This window comes from Mycobacterium sp. SMC-4 (genome assembly GCF_050205565.1).
Lineage (GTDB): Bacteria > Actinomycetota > Actinomycetes > Mycobacteriales > Mycobacteriaceae > Mycobacterium.
This window is the reverse complement of sequence record NZ_JBNMQU010000019.1, coordinates 25,856-50,494: the sequence shown is the minus strand read 5'-3', so window position 1 is coordinate 50,494 and position 24,639 is coordinate 25,856. Positions and strand designations below refer to the sequence as shown.

General features: G+C 68.6%; 24 protein-coding genes. 15 read left to right on the top strand and 9 right to left on the bottom strand.

From position 1 onward, the window contains the following. Positions 1–260 precede the first annotated feature (260 nt). On the bottom strand, positions 261–1,028 hold the full coding sequence (locus ACQI46_RS25255; RefSeq protein ID WP_427096790.1) for a CPBP family intramembrane glutamic endopeptidase: 768 nt from the start codon (positions 1,026–1,028) through the stop codon (positions 261–263). A 10-nt stretch (positions 1,029–1,038) separates the two neighbouring features. Next, a complete protein-coding gene (locus ACQI46_RS25250) occupies positions 1,039–1,818 on the bottom strand; it encodes a DUF2470 domain-containing protein (RefSeq protein WP_427096789.1) in 780 nt (259 codons plus the stop codon). A gap of 114 nt (positions 1,819–1,932) precedes the next feature. Between ACQI46_RS25250 and pheA the strand changes: the two genes are divergently transcribed. Together pheA and ACQI46_RS25240 are read left to right on the top strand one after the other, a co-directional pair. After that, positions 1,933–2,859, top strand: a complete 927-nt coding sequence (gene pheA / locus ACQI46_RS25245) for a prephenate dehydratase (RefSeq protein WP_427096788.1) — start codon at positions 1,933–1,935, stop codon at positions 2,857–2,859. Continuing rightward, complete coding sequence (locus ACQI46_RS25240; protein ID WP_427096787.1) at positions 2,856–3,548, top strand: histidine phosphatase family protein; 693 nt, start codon at positions 2,856–2,858, stop codon at positions 3,546–3,548. Before pheA ends, ACQI46_RS25240 begins: the two co-directional genes overlap by 4 nt. Here the strand turns inward: ACQI46_RS25240 and ACQI46_RS25235 are convergent. From ACQI46_RS25235 to ACQI46_RS25225, 3 genes are all read right to left on the bottom strand, one after another. Then, positions 3,528–3,734, bottom strand: coding sequence for a hypothetical protein (locus tag ACQI46_RS25235; protein ID WP_427096786.1), 207 nt, complete (start codon positions 3,732–3,734; stop codon positions 3,528–3,530). The genes ACQI46_RS25240 and ACQI46_RS25235 overlap by 21 nt on opposite strands. 61 nt (positions 3,735–3,795) lie before the next feature. Further along, the gene (locus ACQI46_RS25230) at positions 3,796–4,146 is read right to left on the bottom strand and encodes a metallopeptidase family protein (protein WP_427096785.1); all 351 of its coding nucleotides are present in this window, start codon (positions 4,144–4,146) and stop codon (positions 3,796–3,798) included. A gap of 4 nt (positions 4,147–4,150) precedes the next feature. Further along, entirely contained in the window at positions 4,151–5,527 is a 1,377-nt protein-coding gene (locus ACQI46_RS25225; RefSeq protein WP_427096784.1) for a septum formation family protein, read from the bottom strand. Between the two features lie 92 nt (positions 5,528–5,619). Between ACQI46_RS25225 and serS the strand changes: the two genes are divergently transcribed. Then, a complete protein-coding gene (gene serS / locus ACQI46_RS25220) occupies positions 5,620–6,879 on the top strand; it encodes a serine--tRNA ligase (protein WP_427096783.1) in 1,260 nt (419 codons plus the stop codon). On the opposite strand, the gene ACQI46_RS25215 is transcribed toward serS, so the two are convergent. Both ACQI46_RS25215 and ACQI46_RS25210 read right to left on the bottom strand, forming a co-directional pair. After that, complete coding sequence (locus tag ACQI46_RS25215; protein ID WP_427096782.1) at positions 6,876–7,217, bottom strand: hypothetical protein; 342 nt, start codon at positions 7,215–7,217, stop codon at positions 6,876–6,878. The two genes, serS and ACQI46_RS25215, sit on opposite strands and share 4 nt — an antisense overlap. Then, positions 7,214–8,776, bottom strand: a complete 1,563-nt coding sequence (locus ACQI46_RS25210; protein ID WP_427096781.1) for a Rieske 2Fe-2S domain-containing protein — start codon at positions 8,774–8,776, stop codon at positions 7,214–7,216. The genes ACQI46_RS25215 and ACQI46_RS25210 overlap by 4 nt, the downstream gene beginning before the upstream one ends. Positions 8,777–8,882: 106 nt before the next feature. Here ACQI46_RS25210 and ACQI46_RS25205 point away from each other — a divergent pair, with 106 nt between their 5' ends. The 3 genes from ACQI46_RS25205 to ACQI46_RS25195 are packed head-to-tail and all read left to right on the top strand — an operon-like array spanning position 8,883 to position 11,202. Then, positions 8,883–9,638: a lysophospholipid acyltransferase family protein gene (locus ACQI46_RS25205; protein WP_427096780.1), complete on the top strand. Its 756-nt coding sequence runs from the start codon at positions 8,883–8,885 to the stop codon at positions 9,636–9,638. Between the two features lie 2 nt (positions 9,639–9,640). Beyond that, on the top strand, positions 9,641–10,387 hold the full coding sequence (locus ACQI46_RS25200; protein WP_427096779.1) for a lysophospholipid acyltransferase family protein: 747 nt from the start codon (positions 9,641–9,643) through the stop codon (positions 10,385–10,387). Then, on the top strand, positions 10,384–11,202 hold the full coding sequence (locus ACQI46_RS25195; protein ID WP_427096778.1) for an HAD family hydrolase: 819 nt from the start codon (positions 10,384–10,386) through the stop codon (positions 11,200–11,202). Before ACQI46_RS25200 ends, ACQI46_RS25195 begins: the two co-directional genes overlap by 4 nt. A 4-nt stretch (positions 11,203–11,206) precedes the next feature. Here the strand turns inward: ACQI46_RS25195 and ACQI46_RS25190 are convergent, their stop codons facing one another. After that, entirely contained in the window at positions 11,207–12,838 is a 1,632-nt protein-coding gene (locus ACQI46_RS25190; protein WP_427096777.1) for an N-acetylmuramoyl-L-alanine amidase, read from the bottom strand. Between the two features lie 125 nt (positions 12,839–12,963). Next, positions 12,964–13,884: a hypothetical protein gene (locus ACQI46_RS25185; RefSeq protein WP_427096776.1), complete on the bottom strand. Its 921-nt coding sequence runs from the start codon at positions 13,882–13,884 to the stop codon at positions 12,964–12,966. Between the two features lie 191 nt (positions 13,885–14,075). On the opposite strand from ACQI46_RS25185, the gene glf reads away from it, so the two are divergent. The 9 genes from glf to ACQI46_RS25140 all read left to right on the top strand — a co-directional run bounded on the left by glf (position 14,076) and on the right by ACQI46_RS25140 (position 24,554). Beyond that, positions 14,076–15,302 carry a UDP-galactopyranose mutase gene (gene glf / locus ACQI46_RS25180; RefSeq protein WP_427096775.1) on the top strand — a complete coding sequence of 409 codons (1,227 nt, stop codon included), beginning with the start codon at positions 14,076–14,078 and terminating at the stop codon, positions 15,300–15,302. Continuing rightward, a complete protein-coding gene (locus ACQI46_RS25175) occupies positions 15,303–17,246 on the top strand; it encodes a glycosyltransferase (protein WP_427096774.1) in 1,944 nt (647 codons plus the stop codon). Beyond that, a complete protein-coding gene (locus ACQI46_RS25170; protein ID WP_427096773.1) occupies positions 17,239–17,778 on the top strand; it encodes a phosphatase PAP2 family protein in 540 nt (179 codons plus the stop codon). The genes ACQI46_RS25175 and ACQI46_RS25170 overlap by 8 nt, the downstream gene beginning before the upstream one ends. Then, positions 17,775–18,710: a decaprenyl-phosphate phosphoribosyltransferase gene (locus tag ACQI46_RS25165; RefSeq protein ID WP_427096772.1), complete on the top strand. Its 936-nt coding sequence runs from the start codon at positions 17,775–17,777 to the stop codon at positions 18,708–18,710. Before ACQI46_RS25170 ends, ACQI46_RS25165 begins: the two co-directional genes overlap by 4 nt. Further along, positions 18,688–20,697 (top strand): flagellar motor control protein ZomB, encoded by a 2,010-nt coding sequence (gene zomB / locus ACQI46_RS25160; RefSeq protein WP_427096771.1) that lies wholly within the window; start codon positions 18,688–18,690, stop codon positions 20,695–20,697. Before ACQI46_RS25165 ends, zomB begins: the two co-directional genes overlap by 23 nt. A 217-nt stretch (positions 20,698–20,914) precedes the next feature. Continuing rightward, a complete protein-coding gene (locus ACQI46_RS25155; protein ID WP_427096770.1) occupies positions 20,915–21,988 on the top strand; it encodes an esterase family protein in 1,074 nt (357 codons plus the stop codon). 138 nt (positions 21,989–22,126) lie between these two features. Further along, positions 22,127–23,029: an alpha/beta hydrolase-fold protein gene (locus ACQI46_RS25150; RefSeq protein WP_427096769.1), complete on the top strand. Its 903-nt coding sequence runs from the start codon at positions 22,127–22,129 to the stop codon at positions 23,027–23,029. Between the two features lie 53 nt (positions 23,030–23,082). After that, positions 23,083–23,529 carry a DUF732 domain-containing protein gene (locus ACQI46_RS25145; RefSeq protein ID WP_427096768.1) on the top strand — a complete coding sequence of 149 codons (447 nt, stop codon included), beginning with the start codon at positions 23,083–23,085 and terminating at the stop codon, positions 23,527–23,529. Between the two features lie 17 nt (positions 23,530–23,546). Next, positions 23,547–24,554: a cutinase family protein gene (locus tag ACQI46_RS25140; RefSeq protein WP_427096767.1), complete on the top strand. Its 1,008-nt coding sequence runs from the start codon at positions 23,547–23,549 to the stop codon at positions 24,552–24,554. Positions 24,555–24,639 lie beyond the last annotated feature (85 nt).

Genomic DNA, 24,639 nt, shown 5'->3' with positions numbered 1-24,639 from the left:
CATCCTTGCGATGCTGCTGGTGCTGGTCACCGCGACGGTCGCCGCCGCCGTGTGGATCGACCTGTCGCTGCAGCGGGTCACCGCGCTGACCGACTATCCCGGCCGGCCCGCCGCTGGGTCGGATTCACGGCTCGCCGTGGTGGCGTCGGCGGGTTGGGCGGCCACACCGGACGGTGATTCGGGTCGCGCCGAATCACGTGCGGCGGTTCACGTCGCCGGTCCGGTGGTCCTGCTCCGGTCACAGACAGAGGTTAGTCGGATCAGCGCAGCCAACCCAGTTGCCCCGCCAGCAGCGAGTAACCGACGAATGCCACGGCGTCGATCAGCGTGTGCGCGATGATCAACGGCCACAGCCGGCCGGTGCGCTGCCATACGTAACCGAACACCAGTCCCATCGCGACGTTGCCCAGTCCGGCGCCGAATCCCTGGTACAGGTGGTAGGCGCCGCGCAGCAGGCTCGACACCACCAGCGCGACCCACGGGTTGACCCGGAGTTGGCGCAATCGGGTCAACAGGAAGCCGACGACGATCACTTCCTCGGCCCAGCCGTTGCCGAACGACAAAAGCAGCAGCATGGGGATCCGCCACCAGGTGTCGTTGAGTTCGGCAGCCGCGACCGAGGCGTTCAGGCCCAGGATGCGGGCGATCTGGTAGAGCGCCAGTCCGGGGACGCCGATCAGCAGTGCCAGACCGACCCCGCCGAGAACGTCGCCGCGCCAACGGATCACGCCCAAGCCGATGCGAGCCGGGCCGAGACCGCTGCGCCACAGCAGGTACACCGCCAGGGCGCCCCAGGCCAGCAGCTGGAACAGCGAGGCCAGGTTCAGGCCGAGATCGATCAGGTCGAACGACGAGCGGCGCGGGTTGACCGCGACCGTCTGGTCCGACAGCCCGATCAGCACGCCCTCGATGAGACGCAGCAGCGCGGTGTAGGCGCTGAGCGCGAAGGTGACCGTCAAGACGACGGCCACTTCGATACGCAGGGCGCGTCGCGCGCCGCCGTCGAGATCGTCGAGGGTGCCGCTCACCGCAGCAACGCTAGACCCCGCGGGCGCGCAAACCGTTGAGGAAGGGGCACCCCATCAATACTCGGATGGCCTGGCTGAGTCCGGAGACGTCGTCGACCGGCTTGGTGAACGGCAGCCGCACGTCATGGTCGCCGTCGGCGCTCTCGACGCGCAGCTGCACGCCGTAGCGGTCGAGGCCCAGGGGGCGGACGCGGCCACGCCTGAGCGAGCTGGGCAGTCGGGCCGCGAGACGGTCGACGATGTCGCGGTGAGCCGACTCCATGTGCTGCAGCCAGCAGGACTCCATGGCGCAGAACGGGTCGGGGCGCGCGCCGAGCAGCACCGACAGTGGAACCGACTCGGCGCCGGTGGAATCGGCCACCACGACCGACTCGATCTCCAGCCGCATCAACGCCACCCGGTGTTCGTCGTCTTGGCCCGGATTGACCTGCAGCAGAGCAGGATTGGGGTCGGCCGCGGCGATGAGGTCGAGAAGCGCGGACACTTCGCCGTCGGGTACCGCGCGCAACCGGCCTTGAATCCACACCAGTGAACGCACCGGTTCGCGTAGGGGGAGCGGCGCATAGTCGGTCATCTCGAGGACTGCTTGCACCCCTGCGTGTCCGGCCGAGACCACCAAGCCGTTGAGGACGTCGCCGACCGGAACGGTGATCGCGAACGATCCGTCGCTGAGCAGGTGGTGCACGGGCGTCGGGGTGGGGTCGAGTCCTTCGACCGCGATGATCGCGCCGCACGTTCGTGCGCACAGGCTGCGGATCCGCTCGGCCGTCGTCGGTGCTGAAGAAGCCATCACGCCGCCTTTCTCTTGGTAAGGTTTGCCTAACTTAACTAGGCGGGCGGGCGTGATGCAAGGGCTTCCTCGCAGCGGAATGGGATTACCGCAGCCGACCGATAGGCTGTTGCGGTGCCCGGCATCGCCTATCTCGGACCCGAAGGGACCTTCACCGAGGCTGCGCTGCGCGCCATCGAGGCCGACGGACTGATCCCCGGCGGAACGTCCTCGGCGCGCGTGCAGCCCCTGGCCAAGGACACCACCCCCGCCGCTCTGGCGGCGGTGCGCAGCGGCGAGGCCGACTTCGCGTGCGTGCCGATCGAGAACTCGATCGACGGCTCGGTGCTACCGACGCTCGACAGCCTCGCCGACGGCACCCCGCTGCAGATCTACGCCGAGTTGACCCTCGACGTGTGCTTCACCATCGCCGCCGCTCCGCAGCGTGACGGCGAGCAACCGCGCACGATCGCCGCGTTCCCCGTGGCCGCCGCCCAGGTCAAGCGTTGGCTGGCCGAGCACCTGCCGGAAAGTCAACTGGTACCGGCGAATTCGAATGCGGCCGCGGCGCAGGACGTCGCCGCCGGACGCGCCGACGCCGCCGTGACGACCGCGCTGGCCGCGCAACGCTACGGGCTCACCGAACTGGCAGCCGGGATCGTCGATGAGGCCAACGCCCGAACCCGGTTCGCGCTCGTCGGAACCCCGGGGCCGCCGCCGGCGCGCACCGGGGCCGACCGCACGTCGGTGGTGCTGCGCCTGCACAACGTGCCGGGGGCGTTGGTCTCGGCGATGACCGAGCTGTCCATCCGCGACATCGACCTGACCCGGATCGAGTCCCGACCGACGCGCACCGAGATGGGCACGTACATCTTCTTCCTGGATTTCGTCGGGCACATCGACGACGAGTCGGTCGCCGAGGCCATGCGTGCGTTGCACCGGCGTTGCGCCGACGTGCGCTACCTGGGTTCGTGGCCCACCGGAAAGCCCGTCGGCGCCGCACCACCGTCGCTCGACGAGGCCGCGGCGTGGCTGCGCGGATTACGGGACGGTGTGTCGTGAGCGGCCGTCTGGTGCTGGTGCGGCACGGCCAGTCGCGCGGCAACGTGGATCGGCGGTTGGACACCCTGCCGCCGGGAGCGGAGCTGACCGAGCTGGGCCGCGAACAGGCCCGCACGTTCGGCCGGGGGCTGTCGCGTCGTCCCGGCATCGTGGCGCATTCCATCGCCACGCGCGCCGTGCAGACGGCCTCGGAGATCCACCAAGTGATCAGTCCGTCCGCGCGGGTCGGTGCCCGCGCGCTGGACGGCATCCACGAGGTGCAGGTCGGAGAGCTGGAGAACCGCAACGACGACGAGGCCCACGACGAGTTCAACGCGATCTACCGGCGATGGCACGGCGGCGAACTCGACGTCGCCATGCCGGGCGGGGAGTCGGGACGCGACGTGCTCGACCGCTACGTGCCGGTCCTCGACGCGTTGCGCGCCGAGTACCTCGATCACGACACCTGGCGCGAGGACATCGTGGTGGTCAGCCACGGTGCGGCGATCAGGTTGATCGGGGCGCTGCTGTCCGACGTGGCCAGCGACTTCGCCGTCGACCACCACCTGGCCAACACCGAGGCGGTGATTCTGGCGCCGGAGGGGGCGGGCCGCTGGAGTTGTGTGCAGTGGGGCGTGCTGACGCCGCCGTTCGGGCCGGAGCCGGCCGTGGTCACCGATCCCGGCCGGTCAACCGACCCGATGGGCTGACCGCAGTCCGGACATCACCTCGTCGCAGACGCATCCGACGCTGCTGCAGTCGAGGTGCACGTCATGTGCGGCGGCAGCGGAGAAGCAGTCGGGCTCGGTGCATTCGTCGCGCTGATAGGCGTGATGGATGAGGGCCCCGTGGCAGTGCTCCAGACCTGCCTGACAGGCGCGGCACGGTGTGGTCATGTTCCGTTCATAGCATCCGGGACCGACAGCTCACGGCTGCCGCGCCCGGCCGCAACGGGTTTCAGGCCCAACCCAATTCGTGCAACCGGTCGTCGTCGATGCCGAAGTGGTGGGCGATCTCGTGGATCACCGTGATGGCGACCTCGTCGACGACCTGCTCCTCGGTTTCACAAATCTCCAGCAGCGCGCCGCGGTAGATCGTGATGGTGTCGGGCAGCGAACCGGCGTACCAGGAATCCCGCTCCGTCAACGCCACGCCTTCGTAGAGCCCGAGCAGGTCGGGTTCCTCGTCGTGCCGGTCGGAGACCAGGATCACGACGTTGTCGATCGCCGCGGCCAACTCCGGGGGGATGAGGTCGAGGGCGTCGCCGACCAGCTCGTCGAACCGCTGATGGCTCATCCGCACGGCCACGGGACTAGGGCCCCGGCGGCGGAAGGAGTGCAGGCGCTGCCGGGTCAGCCGGCGGGGCGGGCGGCGGCGGGAAGAGCGGCGCCGGAGGCGGCGGCAGCACTTCCGGGGCAGGAGCGGGCGGCAACGGAGCACCCGGAGCCGGTACCGGTTCCGGAGCCGGTGCGGCGGGCTCAGGCGCGGCGGCCGGCGCCGGCATGTGCTCGGTCTGCTGCGTCGACGTGCTGTCGCTCTGTGTTCCTGACGAACTTCCCGCCGAACTCGACGAACCGCTCGACTGCTGCGACGACGAGTCCGACGACGACGAGTTCGACGACGACGAGGACGACGACGAAGACTCCGAGAGCTCAGGCATCGGGATCGGGGGCAGGTTGAGCCGTTCGGCCGGGATGTCCGGCGGCGGCACGGGCGGCTGGCCGTTGATCAACAGCGGGCCCTTGGCGCTGTTGAGCAGCGTGGACCAACCGCCGTTGCCGAGGGTGGCGCCGATACTGCAGGACACCTGCTTGCTGCCGGCGGCCCAGCTCGGCAGCGAGATCGTGCTGTAGATCAGGGTCAGGGTGGTGTTGCGCAGCGGGATCGGGGCCAGGTAGGCGTCGGTCAGCTTGGTGCAGGTGTCCTTGATGTAGGTGTCCTGCTCCGGCTCGGGCGGCAGCGCGTCGGGGAACCGTTCGGCCAGGTTGACCGCTCCGGTCACCTCCATCGCGTGCGGGGCGGCGCAGTCGACCGGGATGTCGGTCGGCTGGTTGGTGCCGGGATCGATGCCGAGGCACGTTCCCGGCGGCCACACCTTGGACTGGTCGACGTCGGCCACCCGGCCGGAGAACGGCAGCTGCTGGTTGTTGGGTCCGGGCAGCTGCAGACCGCACAGCATGCGGCGCTCGCCGGACTGCCGCCATGCCTTGTCTCCCGACCACAACATGCTCACGGTGAAACGGCTGTTGGGGTCGAAGCGCGGTCCCAGGTAGCGCTTGACCGCAGCGGTGCACTGCTCCTGGCTGATCTGCTGGATGCGGGCCGGTGTCGGCGGTTCGGCTTCGGGACCGTACTCGCTGCCGGGGAAGGTGCGCATGTCGACCGAGGCGGCGACCTCGAACCGGTGCTCACCGGCGCAGTCGACGATCTGCGCCGAGTCCGGGGTGCCGTCCGACCAGTTCAGACAGTCACCGCTCTTGGCGTGGTCGAACGTCGCGTTGCCGCGTGAGCCCAACGAGATGGAGTTGGCGGTCAACCCGCTGGCCGGGTCGGTCTGCGGGAGCGCGGTGATCACGCCGGCGATCAGCAGACCGCCCAGCGCGGTCAGAAGCAGCGCGCGACGCGTGGCTTCGGCCTGCAGGCTCCGCCACCAGCCGCGGGAAGGGGTCTGGTCGGACATCCGCTCCATTGTGACAGGCGTGTCCGACCATGTGACAAGTGATGCAGTTGTAACGTTATGCGGTTGGAGCCTGGCCCGCGGGCACCCCGTAGGGTATTTCCGTGATCGACCTCAAGGTGCTGCGAGAAAATCCCGACGTCGTCCGAGCATCCCAACGGGCCCGCGGTGAGGACCCTGGCCTGGTCGACGCCCTGGCCGAGGCTGACGCCGCGCGGCGGGCGGCGATCTCGACCGCCGACAACCTGCGCGCTGAGCAGAAGTCGGCCAGCAAGCTGGTCGGCAAGGCCTCGCCGGAGGAGCGGCCCGCACTGTTGGCCGCGGCAAAAGAGCTCGCCGAGCGGGTCAAGGCCGCCGAGGCCGAGCAGGCCGAGGCCGAGCAGGCCTACACCGCCGCGCACATGGCCATCTCCAACGTCATCATCGACGGCGTGCCGGCCGGCGGTGAGGACGATTTCGTCGTCCTCGACACGGTGGGGGAGCCGCCGGCGCTGGAGAACGCGAAGGACCACGTCGAACTCGGCGAGTCCCTCGGTCTGTTCGACATGGAGCGCGGCGCCAAGGTGTCGGGGTCCCGCTTCTACTTCCTGACCGGCCCCGGTGCGCTGCTGCAGCTCGGTCTGTTCCAGCTCGCGGTGCGCACCGCGGTGGAGAACGGCTTCACCCTGATGATCCCGCCGGTGCTGGTGCGCCCCGAGATCATGGCCGGCACCGGATTCCTCGGGGCGCACGCCGACGAGGTGTACCGCGTCGAGGCCGACGACCTCTATCTCGTCGGGACCTCGGAGGTTCCGCTGGCCGGTTACCACTCGGGCGAGATCCTGGACCTGTCGGGCGGGCCGCTGCGCTACGCCGGCTGGTCGTCCTGCTTCCGCCGCGAGGCGGGCAGCTACGGCAAGGACACCCGCGGCATCATCCGGGTGCACCAGTTCGACAAGGTCGAGGGCTTCGTCTACTGCACGCCGGAAGAGGCCGAGGCCGAGCACGAGCGGCTGCTGGGCTGGCAGCGGCAGATGCTGGCCGCGATCGAGGTGCCCTACCGGGTGATCGACATCGCCGCAGGCGACCTCGGCTCCTCGGCGGCCCGCAAATTCGATTGCGAGGCCTGGGTGCCGACGCAGAACACCTACCGGGAGCTGACCTCGACGTCGAACTGCACGACGTTCCAGGCGCGCCGGCTGTCGGTGCGCTACCGCGACACCAACGGCAAGCCGCAGACCGCCGCGACGCTCAACGGCACGCTGGCCACCACCCGGTGGCTGGTGGCGATCCTGGAGAACCACCAGCAGCCCGACGGCAGCGTGCGGGTGCCCCAGGCATTGGTGCCCTACGTCGGAACCGACGTCCTGATTCCGAAAAGCTAACGGGCGCCGAGTAGCTCGTCGAGTACCCGGACGAACTCGTCAGGGTCGGCCGGGGTGCAGGCCGGCTTGAGCCGGGTACCCGCCACGTCGAGCGTCACCAGCGTCGACCGCCACGGCCGGCTCATGTCCAGCGGCAGCCAGCGGCGCAGATCCGAGCTGCCCCACATCCGGAAGCGGTGGGTGAACACGCCCAGCGGATCGACCGAGTAGCTCCGGATGTCGCGCAGCCGAATGACTTTCGACGTCCCCGACGGAAAGTGGTAGCGCCGCAACGTCAGCGCCTCCTTGTCGAGCTGGATGCGGCCGTCGTCGTAGTACAGGGTCTCGGTATCGGTCACAGCTTCTCCGACCGTAGTTCGTGGCCCTTGGTGGTCAGGCACCTGCCGTTGGTCAGATTCCACTGCCAACCGTGCAGGTTGCAGGTCAACGTGTTGCCCTCCACCACCCCGAACTTCGACAGGTCTGCCTTCAGATGCGGGCAGCGGCGCTGAATCTGCCAGCCGTCCATGGTGATCGATGCGCTGTCGTCGTGCGCTTCGGCGAACCAGCCGTCGGCGTAGGCGATCCGTTCGGGGGTCAGGCACTTGAAAAACGTGTAGAGGTACTCGTTGTAGCCGCCGACCCGCCAGGCGGAGAACCGGGTGGACAGGAAAATGGTGTTCACCCAGTCGGGCTCGTCGTCGCGCAGTACCGTGCGCACCAGTTCGGGGGCGACGGCGAACCCGTAGCGGAACTTCTCGTCCGGGATGGGTTCGCGCACCACACGTTTGGGGAAGTCCAGCACCACGGTTTCGTCGTGTCCGCCTCCGGACATGCGCAGCTCGACCGGGTACCCGATGCCGTCGCAGATCTGATCGCTGGCCAGCATGATGGGCTCGAACACCGCGCGCAGCGGCTCGAGCAGTGGATCGCCGGCCGCCGGCGCCCAGCGGGCCTTCTCGGCGGCCAGCACCGGTGCCATCCGCTCTGCGTAGGCGGCGATGTAATCGGCCTTGCCGGTGGTGAAGATCGCCTCGGCCTCGTCGTCGGGCACCGGGTGGGTCAGCGAATTCAGTTGGCTGCCGCTGAAATCGGCGGTCGACCCGGGGATCATCAACAGCCCGCCGTCATGGCCGTGCACCTTCATCTCGCCGAGGAAGACCATCTGGTCGGGGAAGATGTTGGCCGGATCGCCGTGGTCGTCGTTGAGGTCGCGAAGCTCCGGATCCAGGAAGCAGGGCGGTCCGGCCGACGGGATCACCCAGGTGGCGCCGACCTGCGCGATGTACTGCCGGCAGCGGTCCATCTGCCGCTGCCGCTTCTGCACGCCGAACGCCTCCTTGGCGCGTGCGGGCATGTCGTAGACCATCGGGTACCAGATGGCACCGGAGTACTGCAGCATGTGCACGTCGATCTGTCCGAACTCCACGTGCAGCAGATCAAGATCCACGGGGCGGGCGTCGTTCATGTTGAAGGCGACGGTGTCACCGTCGTCGACCACCAGGCCCGAGTCGCCGATCGGCCCGTCGGCCGGTGCCCGGAGCGCGATGATCATCACATCCAGGTCGCCCTTGGGCCCGCTGACGCGGTGTTTGACCGAGTCGGTGGTCTCGAAGAACCGGTGAAACCCGAGTTTCTCCAGCTCACGGCGCAGATCCGGGACCGGGAAGTCCGGCAGCAGCACCATCGCGTCCTTGTTGACGTGCGCGCGCAGGTTCTCCGGGTCGAAGTGGTCTTTGTGCAGGTGGGAGACGTAGAGGTAGTCGACGTCGCCCAGGGCCGCCCAGTCCAGTTCGCTGTTGTCCGGGAACGGGAACCACGACGCGAAGTAGGCGGGGTTCACCCACGGGTCGCACAGGATGCTCCCGGCCTTGGTGTCGATCCGGAAGCCGGCATGCCCGACGCTTGTGACCTGCACAAATATCCTTTCAGGTGTCTGCGGTTCCGGTATGCAGCTTAGCCCCGCGCGGGCGGGCGGTCGGTCCGGCGCAGCGGCGCGCGGGCGAGCATTACGCTGATTCGCTGTGGAACCGGTATACGGAACAGTGATCCAGCTCGCTCGTCTGGTGTGGCGTGTGCAAGGTCTCGAGTTCACCGTCACCGGCGTGGAGAACCTGCCCCGCACCGGTGGCGCAGTCATCGCGATCAACCACACCAGCTACTTCGACTTCACCTTCGCCGGGCTGCCCGCCTACCGGCAGGGCCTTGGCCGCAAAGTGCGGTTCATGGCCAAGAAAGAGGTGTTCGACCACAAGATCACCGGGCCGATCATGCGCAGCCTGCGCCACATCGAGGTCGATCGGCAGAGCGGAGCCGCGTCGTTCGAGGAGGCGTGCCGCAGGCTCGCCGAGGGCGAGTTCGTCGGCGTCTACCCCGAAGCGACCATCAGCCGCAGCTTTGAGATCAAGGAATTCAAGTCCGGCGCCGCCCGCATGGCGATCGCGGCCGACGTGCCGATCGTGCCGCACATCGTCTGGGGCGCCCAACGGATCTGGACCAAGGACCACCCGAAGAAGATGTGGCGCCCCAAGGTGCCCATCCACATCGCCGTCGGAAAGCCGATCCAGCCGACGCTGCCGGCCGCCGAGTTGACCGCACTGTTGCACTCGCGCATGCAGCATCTGCTCGAACAGGTGCAGGACGCCTACGGCCCGCACCCGGCCGGGGAGTTCTGGGTGCCGCACCGGCTCGGCGGAGGTGCGCCGACGCTGGCCGAGGCGAGCCGGTTGGATGCCGAGGAGGCGGCCGCCAAGGCGGCCCGCCGCGCGCAGCCGGGGTAGTCGTGGAGCCGGTCTACCGCACGCTGGAGGCCACGGCGTCGACGCTCGTCGCGGCGACGGGCACCCGGATCGCCTTCCGTGGACTGGAGCACGTCCCGGCCTCCGGTGGTGCCGTCGTGGCCATCAACCACACTGGCTATGTCGACTTCCTGCCCGCGGGGCTGGCCGTGGCACGCCGACGGCGCCGGCTGCGCTTCATGCTCAAAGCGGAGATGAACGACGTGCCGGTGGTGCGGTTCCTGATCAAGCACACCGGCACGATTCTGGTCGACCGGCAGGCCGGTGCGGCCGCCTACGTCGATGCGGTGCGAGCGCTGCGCCGCGGCGAGTTGGTGGGCGTCTACCCGGAGGCCACGATCAGCCGCAGCTTCGAGTTGAAGGGCTTCAAGACCGGGGCGGCGCGCATGGCGCTGGAGGCGCAGGTGCCGATCGTGCCGCTGATCGTCTGGGGTGCTCAGCGGATCTGGACCAAGGACCATCCGCGCGCGTTGGGGCGGAAGCGTTTTGACGTCACCGTCGCTGTCGGCGAGCCGATACCGTCGCGCGGTACGGTCGAAGAACTACTGGCGACGTTGCGGAGGGAAATGACCGAGTTGCTGCACGCCGCTCAGGCGGACCACGACCATCCCCCCGGTGCGTTCTGGGTTCCGCGCCGGCTGGGCGGTGGTGCGCCGACGCCCGAGGAGGCCGAGCGCCTCGACGCCGACGAGCGTGCGCGCCGCGCCCGCAGGCGGACCGGGCGCGCATGACGCCGGAACTGGTCGCCACCGATGTCGACGGCACCCTGATCGACGACGACGAGCGGGTGACTCCGCGGACCCGCGCCGCCGTGCAGGCCGTCATCGATTCGGGTGCGCATTTCGTCCTGGCCACCGGCCGTCCACCGCGGTGGGTGGGCCCGATCGTCGACCAGCTGGGCTTCGCCCCGATGGCGGTGTGTGCCAACGGAGCCGTGGTGTACGACCCCGGCACCGACCGCATCGTCTCGGCGCGCACCCTGTCCACCGAGGCGCTCGGTGAGCTGGCCGAGATCGCGACGCGGCTGATCCCGGGTGCCGGGCTGGCGGTCGAGCGGGTCGGGCGCAGTGCCCATGACGCGGCCACGCCGCAGTTCGTCAGCTCGCCGGGCTATGAGCATGCCTGGCTGAACCCGGACAACACCGAGGTGTCGGTGGAGGACCTGCTGAGCGCGCCGGCCGTGAAGTTGCTGATCCGCAAGTCCGGCGCCAACAGCGCCGACATGGCCGAGGTACTGGCCGGACACATCGGCCACGCCGGGGACATCACCTACTCGACGAACAACGGGCTGATCGAGGTTGTCCCGCGGGGCATCAGCAAGGCCACCGGTATCACGGAGGTGGCCACCCCGCTGGGCATCTCGGCGGCCGACATCATCACGTTCGGTGACATGCCCAACGACGTGCCGATGCTGGCCTGGGCTGGCCTGGGAGTGGCGATGGGCAACGCGCATCCCGAGGCACTGGCCGCCGCTGACGAGATCACCGTCACCAACGCCGAGGACGGGGTGGCGCAGGTGCTGGAACGGTTCTGGAAGGCGGACTGACGCTTTACGCCGGGTTGATCGGCGGCGTGAAGCGCTCGAGCTGGATCGGCGCCATGTCGGCCGGGGCGGGCGGCAGTTCGACCGGCACACCGTCGATCACCCGGGTGACGGTCTGTTTCTCGCGGTCGAAGTTCAGTGTGCCGTGCTGGAAGTTCTGCACGATCCACAACGGCTCGGCGATCTCGGCGCTGGTGGGCAGGCCCAGTGCGCCGCGTTCGAAACCGAGTGCACCCCAGGCTTTGTAGAGTTCACCAGTGATGGGTTCGGCGCCGGTGGCCGGTGACCAGTACATCGCGCCGCGCTCGAAGGTGACGTAGCGGGTGGCCCCTTCCCCGGACGCCTCCGGCGAGGTGGGACGGCCGAGGTAACTGTTCATGCCGCCCAGCGACTCCCACTTGGCGAAAATGGCTCCGCCACGCAGTGATTCGGCGAGCTGCTCGGGGCCGGGCGGATCGTTGAACCGCGCGGCGATCTCGCGGATCATGTCCATCTGTGCATACGCCGCGGCCCCCGGGCATTCGGTGGCGCCGACGTCGCGGTGGGTGAAGATGGTCGGCAGCAGTGGGGAGGAGCCGAATGGGAACTTGGTGAACGACCCGCCCTCGGACGGCAGCGCCACCGTGGCCAGCGGGTCTACTCCCGACTGGCCCAGCACCCAGCCCAGAAGCCGTGCGGTCGTGCGTAATTGGATCGGCGTGGGCGGTTCGACGTCGAAGTTGCCGAGCATCGCGACGCCCCACGTGTTGTGGTTGAAGCCGCCGGTGTGCGCCCCTTCGACGGGCCGGCCCATGCCGCCGGCGCGTCCTTCGAACACCTGCCCGTACTTGTCGACCATGGCGTTGTAGGCGATGTCGCACCAGCCCAGCGTGCGGGTGTGGTACTCGTAGATCGACCGGATGATCGCCGCGGAGTCCTGCGGTGTGTAGTCGTTGCTGCCGGCGGTGTGGTGGACGATGCCCGCGCGGATCTTGTTGTCGTAGCGCGGTTCTCCGCACCGCATCGCCTCGTCGGCGCCCCAGCCGGTGCGGGGGATGATGTTGGGCGGTTGGCCTGGAGGGGTGGCTGCGTTGGGCAGCGGCATCATGTCGACCGGGGCCTCGGGCGGGCTGATCAGGATGGCGCTGACGTTCTCGCCGAACGGTTGCTCGGTGTTGGCCGGGATGTAGCCGAGGTCGGTGCCCTCGGGAGGGGTGCCGGCGTCGTCGGCCGCCGGTGCGGTGGGTTCGGCTCCCTCGGGACGGGTGACCGCGATCTGCACGGTGGTGGTGCGCCCGACGAAGATGGGTTCGGTGCCGCGCGGGCCGGGCAGGTCGGCGCCGACGCCCTCCATGGGTTCGGCGTCATACCAGGGGCCCCAGGAGCCGTCGTCCTTCTTGGCGCGCACGCGTGCGGAGGTCCCGGTGAGGTCGGCGGCGGTCAGCGCGACCATCGAGAACGGGACGTCCTGGTGGAGTTCGCGGATCGTCTCCCCACCGCCGAGGGCGGGGAGGGGTTGCTCCGCCATCTGCGGGGCGCCCATGGTCGGCGGCGCCGGTGCGTCGTCACCCGGGACGCCGTGAATCGCCCACGGCAACAGCATCACTGTCGCCGCGACTGCGGTGAACAGGATCGATGGTGCGGGACGCCGACACAGCACGAGCCGATGTTACGTATGTGCCAATTGTTACTTGTGTTGCGACACGGCTCTGACGCACAAATTTTCACACACGGCAACGGCACCGCAGAGCCGTGGCATCTGCGGTGCCGTCCTGTGTGAAGGACTCAGGCGCCGGGTGCGGCTTCGGCGGCGCCCAGCGGCGCCTCGCCGGCGGCGGGGGCCACCGGCGCCGCGGGCACCGGAGCCGGCGGCTTGACCGCGGACATGATCGCCGGCATCACGATGCCTTTGAGCAGGTCGATCGCCTCACCCGCACCGAGTTGGTTGGCGGCACTGGTCAGGTCGGAGAGCAGGCCTCCGCTGCTGGAAGCCACCGGCTGTGCCACCGCCAGCGACGGGTCACCGAGGATCGGGTAGGTGCCCAGGGCCGGATCCAGGCCCACCGGCGCGGAGATCGGAATCTCGCCGGTCGCCGGCAGTCCGGAGGTCGAGATCGGGATGGTGCCGAGCGCCGGATCGGTCAGTGCCGGCGGCGTGCTCAGTCCGGGTGTGGCCAACGCCGGATCCGTCAGGGCGGGCGTTGTCAGGCCGGGCGTCGTCAGGCCGGGGTTCGTCAGGGACGGGTCGGTCAGTGCCGGCGTGGTCAGACCCGGCGTGGTCAGGCCCGGGGTCGTCAGGCCGGGGGTGAGCCCAGCCGGGCTGGTCAGGGACGGGTCGGTCAGCGCGGGGCTGGTCAGCCCCGGACTGGCCAGCGCCGGATCGGTCAGGGTCGGCGTGCCCAGACCGGTGCCCAGGCCGGTGCCCAGGCCCGGTGTCAGCGTGGTCGGGGTGCTCGCTCCCGACCCGAGCAGGCTCGGCATGGGCGGGAGGTTGATCCCGAACTGCGACAGACCCTGCGACAGCGCGGACATCAGTTCGCCCGGAAGGTCGGTGATGTTGGCGGCCTGCACGAACTCGCGGTGCTGCGGTGCGCCGTTCTCGGTGGACAACTCGGACACGGCTGCCACTGCAACAGGACCCGCGACTGCCAGAGCGGCGACTGTGCTCAAGGCTGTCGAGAGCCGGCGTCGACGTCGGTTAGGCACGGAAGTCTCCTCAATACATGGACTACATTTTCGACTTGATGCAGGTAGGACGTGTAAATGGCGATACGCGTTCGATGGTACTGAAGTGACAGCTGTGACTAGAGTGACGATATGGAATCGTGAGCGAATCGCGACCTGCGTCGCTGCGCCGAATCGGGACCTGCGGGCGCAGTCCGATACCCTTGCTGCCGATGATCTCTCCTGATCCCCGCCCCGCGACCGGTACTTTCGATCTCTTCGTCGTCGGTTCCGGCTTCTTCGGTCTGACGATCGCGGAGCGGGTGGCGACCCAGTTGGACAAGCGGGTCCTCGTTATCGAACGCCGCGGCCACATCGGCGGCAACGCGTACTCAGAGCCCGAACCGCAGACCGGCATCGAGGTCCACAAGTACGGCGCCCACCTGTTCCACACGAGCAACCAGCGCGTCTGGGACTACGTGCGCCAGTTCACCGACTTCACCAACTACCAGCACCGCGTCTTCGCGATGCACGACGGGCAGGCCTACCAGTTCCCGATGGGCCTGGGGCTGGTCAGCCAGTTCTTCGGCCGGTACTTCTCCCCGGACGAGGCCCGGGCACTGATCAAGGAGCAGGCCAGTGAGATCAACACCGCCGACGCGCAGAACCTCGAGGAGAAGGCCATCTCGCTGATCGGCCGACCCCTCTACGAGGCGTTCGTCAAGCACTACACCGCCAAGCAGTGGCAGACCGACCCCAAGCAGCTGCCGGCGAGCAACATCACCCGCCTGCCGGTGCGCTACACGTTCGACAACCGCTACTTCAACGACACCTATGAGGGTCTGCCGGTCGACGGCTACACCGCCTGGCTGGAGAACATGGCCGCCGACGACCGCATCGAGGTGCGCCTGGACACCGACTGGTTCGAGGTGCGCGACCAGCTGCGCGCCCAGAGCCCCGACGCCCCTGTGGTCTACACCGGACCGCTGGACCGCTACTTCGACTACGCCGAGGGCCGGCTCGGGTGGCGCACCCTGGACTTCGAGCTCGAGGTGCTCGACACCGGAGACTTCCAGGGCACCCCGGTGATGAACTACAACGACGCGGATGTCCCGCACACGCGCATTCATGAGTTCCGGCACTTCCATCCCGAACGCGACTACCCGACCGACAAGACCGTCATCATGCGGGAGTACTCGAGGTTCGCCGAGGACGACGACGAGCCCTACTATCCGATCAACACCGACACCGACCGCGCGACCCTGGCCGCCTACCGGGCGCGCGCGAAGGCCGAGACCGCGTCGTCGAAGGTCCTCTTCGGCGGCCGGCTGGGCACCTATCAATATCTGGACATGCACATGGCGATCGCCAGCGCGCTGAACATGTACGACAACACGCTCGCGCCCCACCTGCGCGACGGTGCGCCGCTGAGCGATCCCGACACAGAAAGCACCCGATAAATGAGTGACATTCCGTCCGGCGCGCTGGAGGCCGGGCAGTCACGTGCGGTGAGCCTGCTGGCCCGCGTGATCCTGCCGCGACCCGGCGAACCACTCGACGTTCGCAAGCTCTACATCGAAGAGTCCGACACCAACGCCCGGCGGGCCCACGCGCCGACGCGCACCACGCTCGAGATCGGCGCCGACTCCGAGGTGTCGTTCGCCACCTACTTCAACGCGTTCCCCGCCAGCTACTGGCGGCGTTGGTCGACGCTCGATTCGGTGGTACTGCGCGTCGAGCTGTCCGGCAGCGCCCGCGTCGACGTCTACCGCTCGAAGTCCACCGGAGCGCGGATCACCGTCGGCGGCGCACCCATCGTCAGCGCCTCCGCCGATGACAACGCGGTCGTCGAATTCGAGATCGACCTCTCGCCGTTCGAGGACGGCGGCTGGGTGTGGTTCGACATCACCACCGACTCGGCGTCGACGCTGCAGGCGGCGGGCTGGTACGCGCCCGTCCCGGCGCCCGGCCGGGCCGACGTCGCGGTCGGCATCCCGACCTTCAACCGTCCGGCCGACTGCGTAAACGCCCTGGCCGCGCTGACCTCCGACCCGCTGGTCGACGAGGTGATCGGTGCGGTCATCGTCTCCGACCAGGGCAACAAGAAGGCCAAGGACCATCCCGGCTTCGACGCCGCGGCCGAGGCGCTCGGCGACCGCCTGACCATCCACAACCAGCCGAACCTCGGCGGGTCCGGCGGCTACAGCCGGGTGATGTACGAGGCGCTGAAGAACACCGACTGCGAACAGATCCTGTTCATGGACGACGACATCCGCGTCGAGCCGGACTCGATCCTGCGCGCGTTGGCGCTCAGCCGGTTCGCCAAGACCCCCACCCTGGTCGGCGGTCAGATGCTCAACCTGCAGGAGCCGTCGCACCTGCACGTCATGGGCGAGATGGTCGACCAGGCCAACTTCATGTGGACCAACGCGCTGAACACCGAGTACGACCACAACTTCGCCAAGTACCCGCTGGCCGACGAGGAAGAGCCGCGCAGCCGGTTGCTGCACCGCCGCATCGACGTCGACTACAACGGCTGGTGGATGTGCATGATCCCGCGTCGGGTCGCCGAGGAACTCGGGCAGCCGCTGCCGCTGTTCATCAAGTGGGACGACGCCGAGTACGGTCTGCGCGCCGGCGAACACGGCTACCCGACCGTCACACTGCCCGGAGCCGCCATCTGGCACATGGCCTGGAGCGACAAAGACGACGCGATCGACTGGCAGGCCTACTTCCACCTGCGCAACCGCCTGATCGTCGCGGCCCTGCACTGGGACGGCGACATCCGCGGTCTGGTCGCCAGCCACTTCAAGGCCACGATGAAACACCTTCTCTGCCTTGAGTATTCGACAGTCGCGATCCAGAACAAGGCGATGGACGACTTCCTGGCCGGCCCGGACAACCTGTTCTCCATCCTGGAATCAGCGCTGCCGGAGGTGCGTGCGCTGCGCGAGCAGTACCCCGATGCGGTGGTGCTGCCGGGGGCCACTGCGCTGCCGCCGCCATCGGACCGCCGGCGCCGGCCGGTCAAGATCCCGGTCAACGCACCGGCGATCCTGACGAGGCTGGCGCGCGGCGTCGCGCACCAGCTCAAGCCGCACGACCCCACCCACCACCACCGGCCCCAGCTCAACGTCGCCACCCAGGACGCGCGGTGGTTCACGCTGTGCAAGGTCGACGGCGTCACCGTCACCACGGCCGACGGACGCGGTGTGGTCTACCGGCAGCGCGACCGCGACAAGATGGCCGAGTTGCTGCGCGAGTCGCTCAAACGGCAGGCGCTGCTGGTGCGCAAGTTCGACAAGCTGCGCAAGGAGTACCGCGCCGCGCTGCCGATGCTGACCAGTCCCCAGAAGTGGGAGAGCGTGCTGCTCGACCCGGCGCTGGAATCCGCCCATGGCTGAGCGCCCGCGCGGCGAGGATGCCGTGCTGGTGGCCGTGCAGTCCGGTCTGGCGGACCGACCAGGGGTGTTGACCACCGCCCGGACCATGTCGCACTTCGGGGAACACAGCCTCGGGTGGCTCGCGCTGGCGGCGCTGGGTGCGGTGCTGGTGCCATCTCGCCGCCGCGCGTACGTCACCGCCGGTGCCGGTGCGTTCGCCGCGCACGCCGCAGCGGTGCTGATCAAGCGGGTGGTACGCCGGCCGCGGCCCCACCATCCGGCGATCGCGGTGCACGTCGGCACCCCGAGCCGATTGAGTTTCCCGTCGGCGCACGCGACCTCGACGACGGCGGCCGCTGTTCTGCTGGCCCGCACCACCGGGTTGCCGCTGCCTGCTGTGCTGGTGCCGCCGATGGCGCTGTCGCGCCTGGTGCTGGGCGTGCACTATCCCAGCGACGTACTGACCGGGGTCGCGGTCGGGGCCACTGTCGCCAGGATCGCGGCGAAGGTGGCGGCTCGGTGGGCCGACACGGGTGAAGGAAGGTACCGATGAGCACATCGCGGGTCGGCCAGCAGGGCGGAACGACGGTCGGACCGCCCAAGAGCCTGGGCGCCGGAATCGTCAAGGCGTTGCGGCCGCGGCAATGGGTCAAGAACGTCCTCGTCTTCGCCGCCCCGGTGGCCGCCCTGGGCGACGACCGCTACGCCTACGACTACCGCGAAGTACTGGTCCGCGTGCTGCTCGCGTTCGTCGTGTTCAGCCTGGCCGCCTCCTGCGTCTACCTGGTCAACGACGCACGCGACGTCGAAGCCGACCGCGCGCACCCGACCAAACGCTTCCGCCCCATCGCGGCCGGCGTGGTGCCCGAGTGGCTCGCCTACAGCCTCGCGGTCGGGCTCGGGGTGGCCTCGCTGGTGATCTCGTGGCTGGTGACACCGGACCTGGCGCTGGTGATGGCCATCTACATCGCCATTCAGCTGGCCTACTGTTTCGGTCTCAAGCACCAGCCCGTGATCGACATCTGCATCGTGTCCTCGGGCTTTCTGATCCGCGCGATCGCCGGTGGCGTGGCCGCCGGTGTGCCGCTGTCGCAATGGTTCCTGTTGATGATGGCGTTCGGCTCCCTGTTCATGGCGGCCGGAAAGCGGTACGCCGAACTGCAGCTCGCCGAGCGGACGGGAGCGAAGATCCGCAAGTCGCTCGAGGCGTACACCAGCTCGTACCTGCGTTTCGTGTGGACGTTGTCGGCGACGGCGCTGGTGTTGTGTTACGGCCTGTGGGCGTTCGAACGCGACGCCACCGGTGATACGTCGTGGTTCGTGGTGTCGATGGTCCCGTTCGTCATCGCGATCCTGCGCTACGCGGTCGACGTCGACGGTGGGTTGGCCGGCGAGCCGGAGGAGATCGCGTTGAAGGACCGGGTGCTGCAGCTGCTCGCGGTCGCGTGGATCGGAACCATCGGTGGCGCAATCTTCCTTAGCTGAGCGCACACCACCTCCCGGGACCCGCCAGTCGGCGACCGCGGACCGGTTGCTGCGCCAGTGGCCCACCTACCCGTACCACGTGTGGGTGCGGGTCAGCCTGTGGCTCAGCGTCACCGCGGTGGCGGTGTTGTTCGGCTGGGGTGCATGGCAGCGTCGGTGGATCGCCGACGACGGCCTGATCGTGCTGCGCACGGTGCGAAATCTGTTGGCCGGCAACGGACCGGTGTTCAACGCCGGCGAGCGGGTCGAGGCCAACACCTCCACGGTGTGGTCCTATCTGGTCTACTTCGGCAGCCTGGTCAGCGGAGCGGCCCGGCTGGAGTACGTGGTGCTGGTGTTCGCCCTGGTGCTGTCGGTCCTCGGCATCGTGTTCGTCATGCTCGGCACCGCCCGGCTGTACGCCCCGAGCCTGGCCGGCCGGCCCGCGGTGCTGCTGCCCGCGGGAGCGTTGGTGTACATCGCCGTGCCGCCGGCCCGCGACTTCGCCACGTCCGGCCTCGAAAACGGCCTGGTGCTGGCGTATCTCGGGCTGCTGTGGTGGATGATGGTGTGCTGGTCGCAGGCACTGCGCGGGCCTCGGAACGGCCGGGGCAGCGGGCAAACCTTCGATGCGGCACTGGCATTCGTCGCCGGCCTGTCGGTGCTGGTTCGGCCGGAGCTGGCGCTCATCGGTGGCGTGGCCCTGCTGATGATGCTGGTGGCCGCCCCTGACTGGCGTCGCCGCACCGTGATCCTCGTCGCCGGCGGACTGCTGCCGGTCGGCTACCAGATCTTCCGAATGGGCTACTACGGCTTGCTCTTTCCCGGCACCGCGTTGGCCAAGGACGCGTCGGGCGCCAAATGGGAGCAGGGGCTGACCTATCTGGCCAACTTCAACCAGCCCTACCTGCTGTGGGCACCCGCGGTGCTGTTGATCGGCCTGGCGCTGATGGTGATGCTGCTGCGCGGCCGGCCGTCCTGGGTGAACCGGCGCGCACCCGAAGGCACCGCCCGCTGGGCCCGCGTCGTGCAAAACCCCACTGCCGTGGTCGTTTTCATGCTCGTCAGCGGTGCGCTGCAAGCCGTGTACTGGGTCCGGCAGGGCGGTGACTTCATGCACGGCCGCGTCCTGCTGACCCCGCTGTTCTGCCTGCTGGCCCCGGTTTCGGTGATCCCGCTGATGCTGCCGGACAAGTCGCGTATGGCGCGCGGCGCCGGCTATCTCTATGCCGGCGCGACCGCGCTGCTGTGGCTCGCGGTCGCGGTATGGGCGCTGTGGGCGGCCAATTCGCCGGGTATGGGCGCCGACGCCACCCGCGTCACCTACACCGGCATCGTCGACGAGCGGCGGTTCTATTCGCAGGCCACCGGTCATGCGCATCCGTTGACCGCGGCCGACTACCTCGACTATCCGCGGATGCGCGCGGTACTCACCGCGATCGACAACACCCCCGACGGTGCGTTGCTGCTGCCGGCGGGCAACTACGACATGTGGGATGTGGTGCCGGCCATCCCGCCGCCCCCCGAGCTGCGCACCCCGGACTACCGCGGTCCCCACACCGTGTTCTTCACCAACCTCGGCATGACCGGTATGAATCTCGGCCTGGACATCCGCGTGATCGACCAGATCGGGCTGGCCAACCCGCTTGCCGCGCACACCGAGCGGCTCGAGGACGGACGAATCGGCCACGACAAGAACCTCTTTCCCGACTGGGCGGTGGCCGAGGGCCCGTTCCTCAAGGAGCGGCCGTATATCCCGCAGTATCTGGACGAGGACTGGATCCGGCAGGCCGAAGCGGCGCTGAAGTGCCCGGAGACCGTAGCGGTGCTCGAAGCGCGACGCGCCCCGATGGGTCCGCGGCGGTTCCTGTCGAACCTCGTCCACGCCGCGGAGTACACGCGGTACCGCATCGATCGGGTACCGCTCTACGAACTGAAGCGCTGCGGGCTGCCGGTGCCCGAACGGATAAATCCGCCCTACACCGGGATGCCGGCCACCGGGCCGTGACGCAGCCGATTTGTTGACCACGCGGTTCTTCTGCTTACGTAACGCTGCAGCCATGTCGGTCAGATAAGGCATGTGACGGGTGTCGCGGGACGATCGCGACGCGAGGAGTTCACCACAAGGGTGTGGTTGACTACATGGGCAGCATCATTGCGGCCGGGAGCGTTTCGAAGCACCGATGGTCCGCCGCTGCTTGACGACAGATTGGATTGACACACGCATGAAGTTGGTTGGGAGGCTGCGCGGGGCAGCCAAATCCTCGTGGCGCCGGTTCACGGTGGCAGCCATGGTGGCGGCGGTTCTGCCCGCGCTGGTCGGCACGATCGGCGGTTCGGCGACCGCCGGGGCGTTCTCTCGTCCCGGCCTGCCGGTCGAGTACCTGATGGTGCCGTCGGCCGGAATGGGCCGTGACATCAAGGTCCAGTTCCAGAGCGGAGGCCCCAACGCGCCGGGCCTCTACCTGCTCGACGGTCTGCGTGCGCAGGAAGACTTCAACGGTTGGGACATCAACACCCAGGCCTTCGAGTGGTACCTCGACTCGGGCCTGGCCGTGGTCATGCCGGTCGGCGGCCAGTCCAGCTTCTACAGCGACTGGTACAAGCCGGCGTGCGGCAAGGCCGGTTGCAGCACCTACAAGTGGGAGACGTTCCTGACCCAGGAGCTGCCCGCATACCTGGCCGCCAACAAGGGTGTGAACCCGAACCGCAACGCCGCCGTCGGTCTGTCGATGGCCGGTTCGGCGGCGCTGACGCTGGCGATCTACCACCCGCAGCAGTTCCAGTACGCCGGGTCCCTGTCGGGCTACCTGAACCCGTCCGAGGGCTGGTGGCCGTTCCTGATCAACATCTCGATGGGTGACGCCGGCGGCTACAAGGCCAACGACATGTGGGGCCCGACCGAGGACCCGAACAGCGCCTGGAAGCGCAACGACCCGATGGTCAACATGGGCAAGCTGGTCGCGAACAACACCCGCATCTGGGTCTTCTGCGGCAACGGCAAGCCGGCCGAGGTCAACGGCACCGTGGCGGGCGACAACCTGCCGGCGAAGTTCCTGGAGAGTCTCACGCTGCGTACCAACAAGACCTTCCAGGAGGAGTACATCGCCGCGGGCGGCAAGAACGGCGTGTTCAACTTCCCGTCGGGCGGCACGCACGACTGGCCGTACTGGGGTCAGCAGCTGCAGCAGATGAAGCCGGACGTCCAGCGGGTGCTCGGCGCGGTGCCGCAGCCCTCGGCTCCGGTGGCGCCGGCTGACGCCGCGGCCGCGGCCGCGCCCGTCTCCTCGGGCGGCTAGGCCTCACCATTCGACGCGACGGCGGTGACCCTGCGGGGTCGCCGCCGTCCGTCGTTCTCGGCACCGATCCGGCCCCGACCGGTCTTTGTGGTGTGATTCACTACCTTGCGGTACCCGACCCGAGCAAAGGTGAATGTGATGCGTGCGTTGATGCGTTCGGTCCTGGCCGCGGTGGCGGCCGTCGCGCTGTGGTCGACCGGGGTGACGCCCTGGACCGGGCACACCGCGCCCGCGCACGCCCAGGCGGTGGAGTTCCTCATGGTGCCGTCGCCGGCGATGGGCCGCGACATCCCGGTCGCGTTCCAGGGCGGCGGTCCGCACGCAGTGGTGCTGCTCGACGCGTTCAACGCCGCGCCCGACGTCAGCAACTGGGTCACCGCGGGCAACGCGATGAGCACGTTGGCTGGATCCGGGGTGTCGGTGGTCGCTCCGGCCGGCGGCGCCTGGAGCCTGTACACCAACTGGGAACAGGACGGCAGCAAGCAGTGGGAGACCTTCCTGGCCGATGAGCTGCCGAACTGGTTGGCCGCCAACAAGGGGCTGGCCGCCGGCGGGCACGGGATCGTCGGTGCCGCGCAGGGCGGCACCGGGGCGATGACGCTGGCCGCGTTCCATCCCGCCCGGTACCGCTACGCCGGGTCGCTCTCGGGGTTCTTGACCCCGTCGGCCACCGCGATGAACGGCGCGATCACCGCCGGGCTGGCGCGGTTCGGCGGCGTCGACACCCGCAACATGTGGGGCCTGCCGCAGTTGGGTCGCTGGAAGTGGCACGACCCCGACGTGCACGTGCAGTTGCTGGTGAACAACAACACCCGGTTGTGGGTCTACAGTCCGGCAGCGACAACGTGCACCGATGTGCCGGCGATGATCGGTTACTGCGATCAGGCCCAGGGCAGCAACCGCTCGTTCTATCAGCACTACCGCGCTACCGGAGGCGGCAACGGCCACTTCGACTTCCCGACCTCCGGAAACCATGACTGGGGGTCCTGGAGTGCGCAGCTGGCCGCCATGTCGGGCGAACTGGCCGCCGTACTGCGCTGAGTTCGCCACGTCGCTCAGCTGATCCTCAGCTACCTGCCGGTACTTTGGACGGCGTGCAACACGGGTCACGGTCGACGTTCGGGGGACGGGCAGGGTTGTCTGCGCTGCTCGCCGTGCCGGCGGTGGTGTTGAGCAGCTGCGCGCTGGGTGACGACGTGATGTCCGGGATGGGTTCGGAGACCGAGCCGGCACCCGCGCACGGCCAGTCGTCGGCTCAGCCGCCCGGTCCCGGTCAGCCCGACATCCAGTCCAACGCGCTGGTCGTCACGCCGCGCCAGCAGGAGTACCTCGATGCGCTCGACGATGCGGGCATCGACCCGCCCAGTGACCTGACGGCGTTGAGCATCGGCTCCTACGTGTGTCAGGCCCGTGTGGCCAAGCATTCTGAGCAGGCGGTTTGGGACTTCATCGCGCCTATGGTCGGTGCCGACGGGAATGACCCCGAAACTCACGAAACCACCGCCGACTACATTCGCATCGCTACCGACCGACTCTGCTAACAGGAGCGCTCACCTTCATGGCGAAGACCAACCGGCGGAAACGCCACCGCTTGCTCGCGCTGTTCGCCGCCGGCGCCGTGGGCCTTGTCGTGGTGCTCATCGTGGCCATCGTGATCGTCGTGTTGCGGCGCCCGGACGCGCCGCCGACGGCCATCCCGCCGACCGCCGTGCCACCGACCGCGGTGCCGCCGACGACGAAGCCGCGTCCCGACTTCCAGGACGCGAGCTGCCCGGACGTGCAACTGGTGTCGATCCCGGGCACCTGGGAGTCCTCGGTCGCGCTGGACCCGTTCAACCCCGTGCAATTTCCGGCGGCGTTGCTGCTGAACGTGACCAACCCGATCCGGCAGGAGTTCGGCGCGGACCGCCTCGAGGTGTACACCGTCCCGTACACCGCGCAGTTCCACAATCCGCTGTCGGCGGACAACCAGATGTCCTACAACGACAGCCGCGCCGAAGGCACCCGCGCGGCGGTGCAGGCGATCACCGACATGAACAACCGCTGCCCGCTGACCAGTTATGTGCTGATCGGCTTCTCGCAGGGCGCGGTGATCGCCGGTGACATCGCCAGCGACATCGGCAACGGCCGGGGTCCCGTGGACCAGGATCTGGTGCTCGGTGTGACCTTGATCGCGGACGGTCGGCGCCAGGCCGGTGTCGGGCAGGACGTCGGGCCCAACCCGCCCGGGCAGGGCGCCGAGATCACGTTGCACGAGGTGCCGACGTTGTCGGCGCTCGGCCTGTCGATGACCGGGCCGCGGCCCGGTGGGTTCGGAGCGCTCAACGACCGCACCAACGAGATCTGCGCGCGCGGCGACCTGATCTGCGCGGCCCCGGAATCGGCGTTCAACATCGCCGCGTTGCCGCAGACGCTGCAGGTGCTCGCCGGCGGCGCGGGGCAGCCGGTCCATGCGATGTACGCCACGCCGGAGTTCTGGAACATCGACGGCCAGTCGGCGACGCAGTGGGCGCTGAACTGGGCTCGCAACCTGATCGATAACGCGCCGCAGCCGAAACATGGCTGACCCGTGACCGACACGGACCGCTCAGAGATTTGGCACGCCCGCGCAGGTCGCTTAGCATTACGAGCACATTAAGGGGAATCTAAGA

Excerpts from the sequence above, each read along its gene's own strand:
- ACQI46_RS25250 (WP_427096789.1), bottom strand. The coding sequence starts at position 1,818 with ATGGCTTCTTCAGCACCGACGACGGCCGAGCGGATCCGCAGCCTGTGC.
- ACQI46_RS25235 (WP_427096786.1), bottom strand. The coding sequence starts at position 3,734 with ATGACCACACCGTGCCGCGCCTGTCAGGCAGGTCTGGAGCACTGCCAC.
- ACQI46_RS25225 (WP_427096784.1), bottom strand. The coding sequence starts at position 5,527 with ATGGAGCGGATGTCCGACCAGACCCCTTCCCGCGGCTGGTGGCGGAGC.
- ACQI46_RS25195 (WP_427096778.1), top strand. The coding sequence starts at position 10,384 with ATGACGCCGGAACTGGTCGCCACCGATGTCGACGGCACCCTGATCGAC.
- glf (WP_427096775.1), top strand. The coding sequence starts at position 14,076 with ATGATCTCTCCTGATCCCCGCCCCGCGACCGGTACTTTCGATCTCTTC.
- ACQI46_RS25175 (WP_427096774.1), top strand. The coding sequence starts at position 15,303 with ATGAGTGACATTCCGTCCGGCGCGCTGGAGGCCGGGCAGTCACGTGCG.
- ACQI46_RS25170 (WP_427096773.1), top strand. The coding sequence starts at position 17,239 with ATGGCTGAGCGCCCGCGCGGCGAGGATGCCGTGCTGGTGGCCGTGCAG.
- ACQI46_RS25165 (WP_427096772.1), top strand. The coding sequence starts at position 17,775 with ATGAGCACATCGCGGGTCGGCCAGCAGGGCGGAACGACGGTCGGACCG.
- ACQI46_RS25155 (WP_427096770.1), top strand. The coding sequence starts at position 20,915 with ATGAAGTTGGTTGGGAGGCTGCGCGGGGCAGCCAAATCCTCGTGGCGC.
- ACQI46_RS25150 (WP_427096769.1), top strand. The coding sequence starts at position 22,127 with ATGCGTGCGTTGATGCGTTCGGTCCTGGCCGCGGTGGCGGCCGTCGCG.
- ACQI46_RS25140 (WP_427096767.1), top strand. The coding sequence starts at position 23,547 with ATGGCGAAGACCAACCGGCGGAAACGCCACCGCTTGCTCGCGCTGTTC.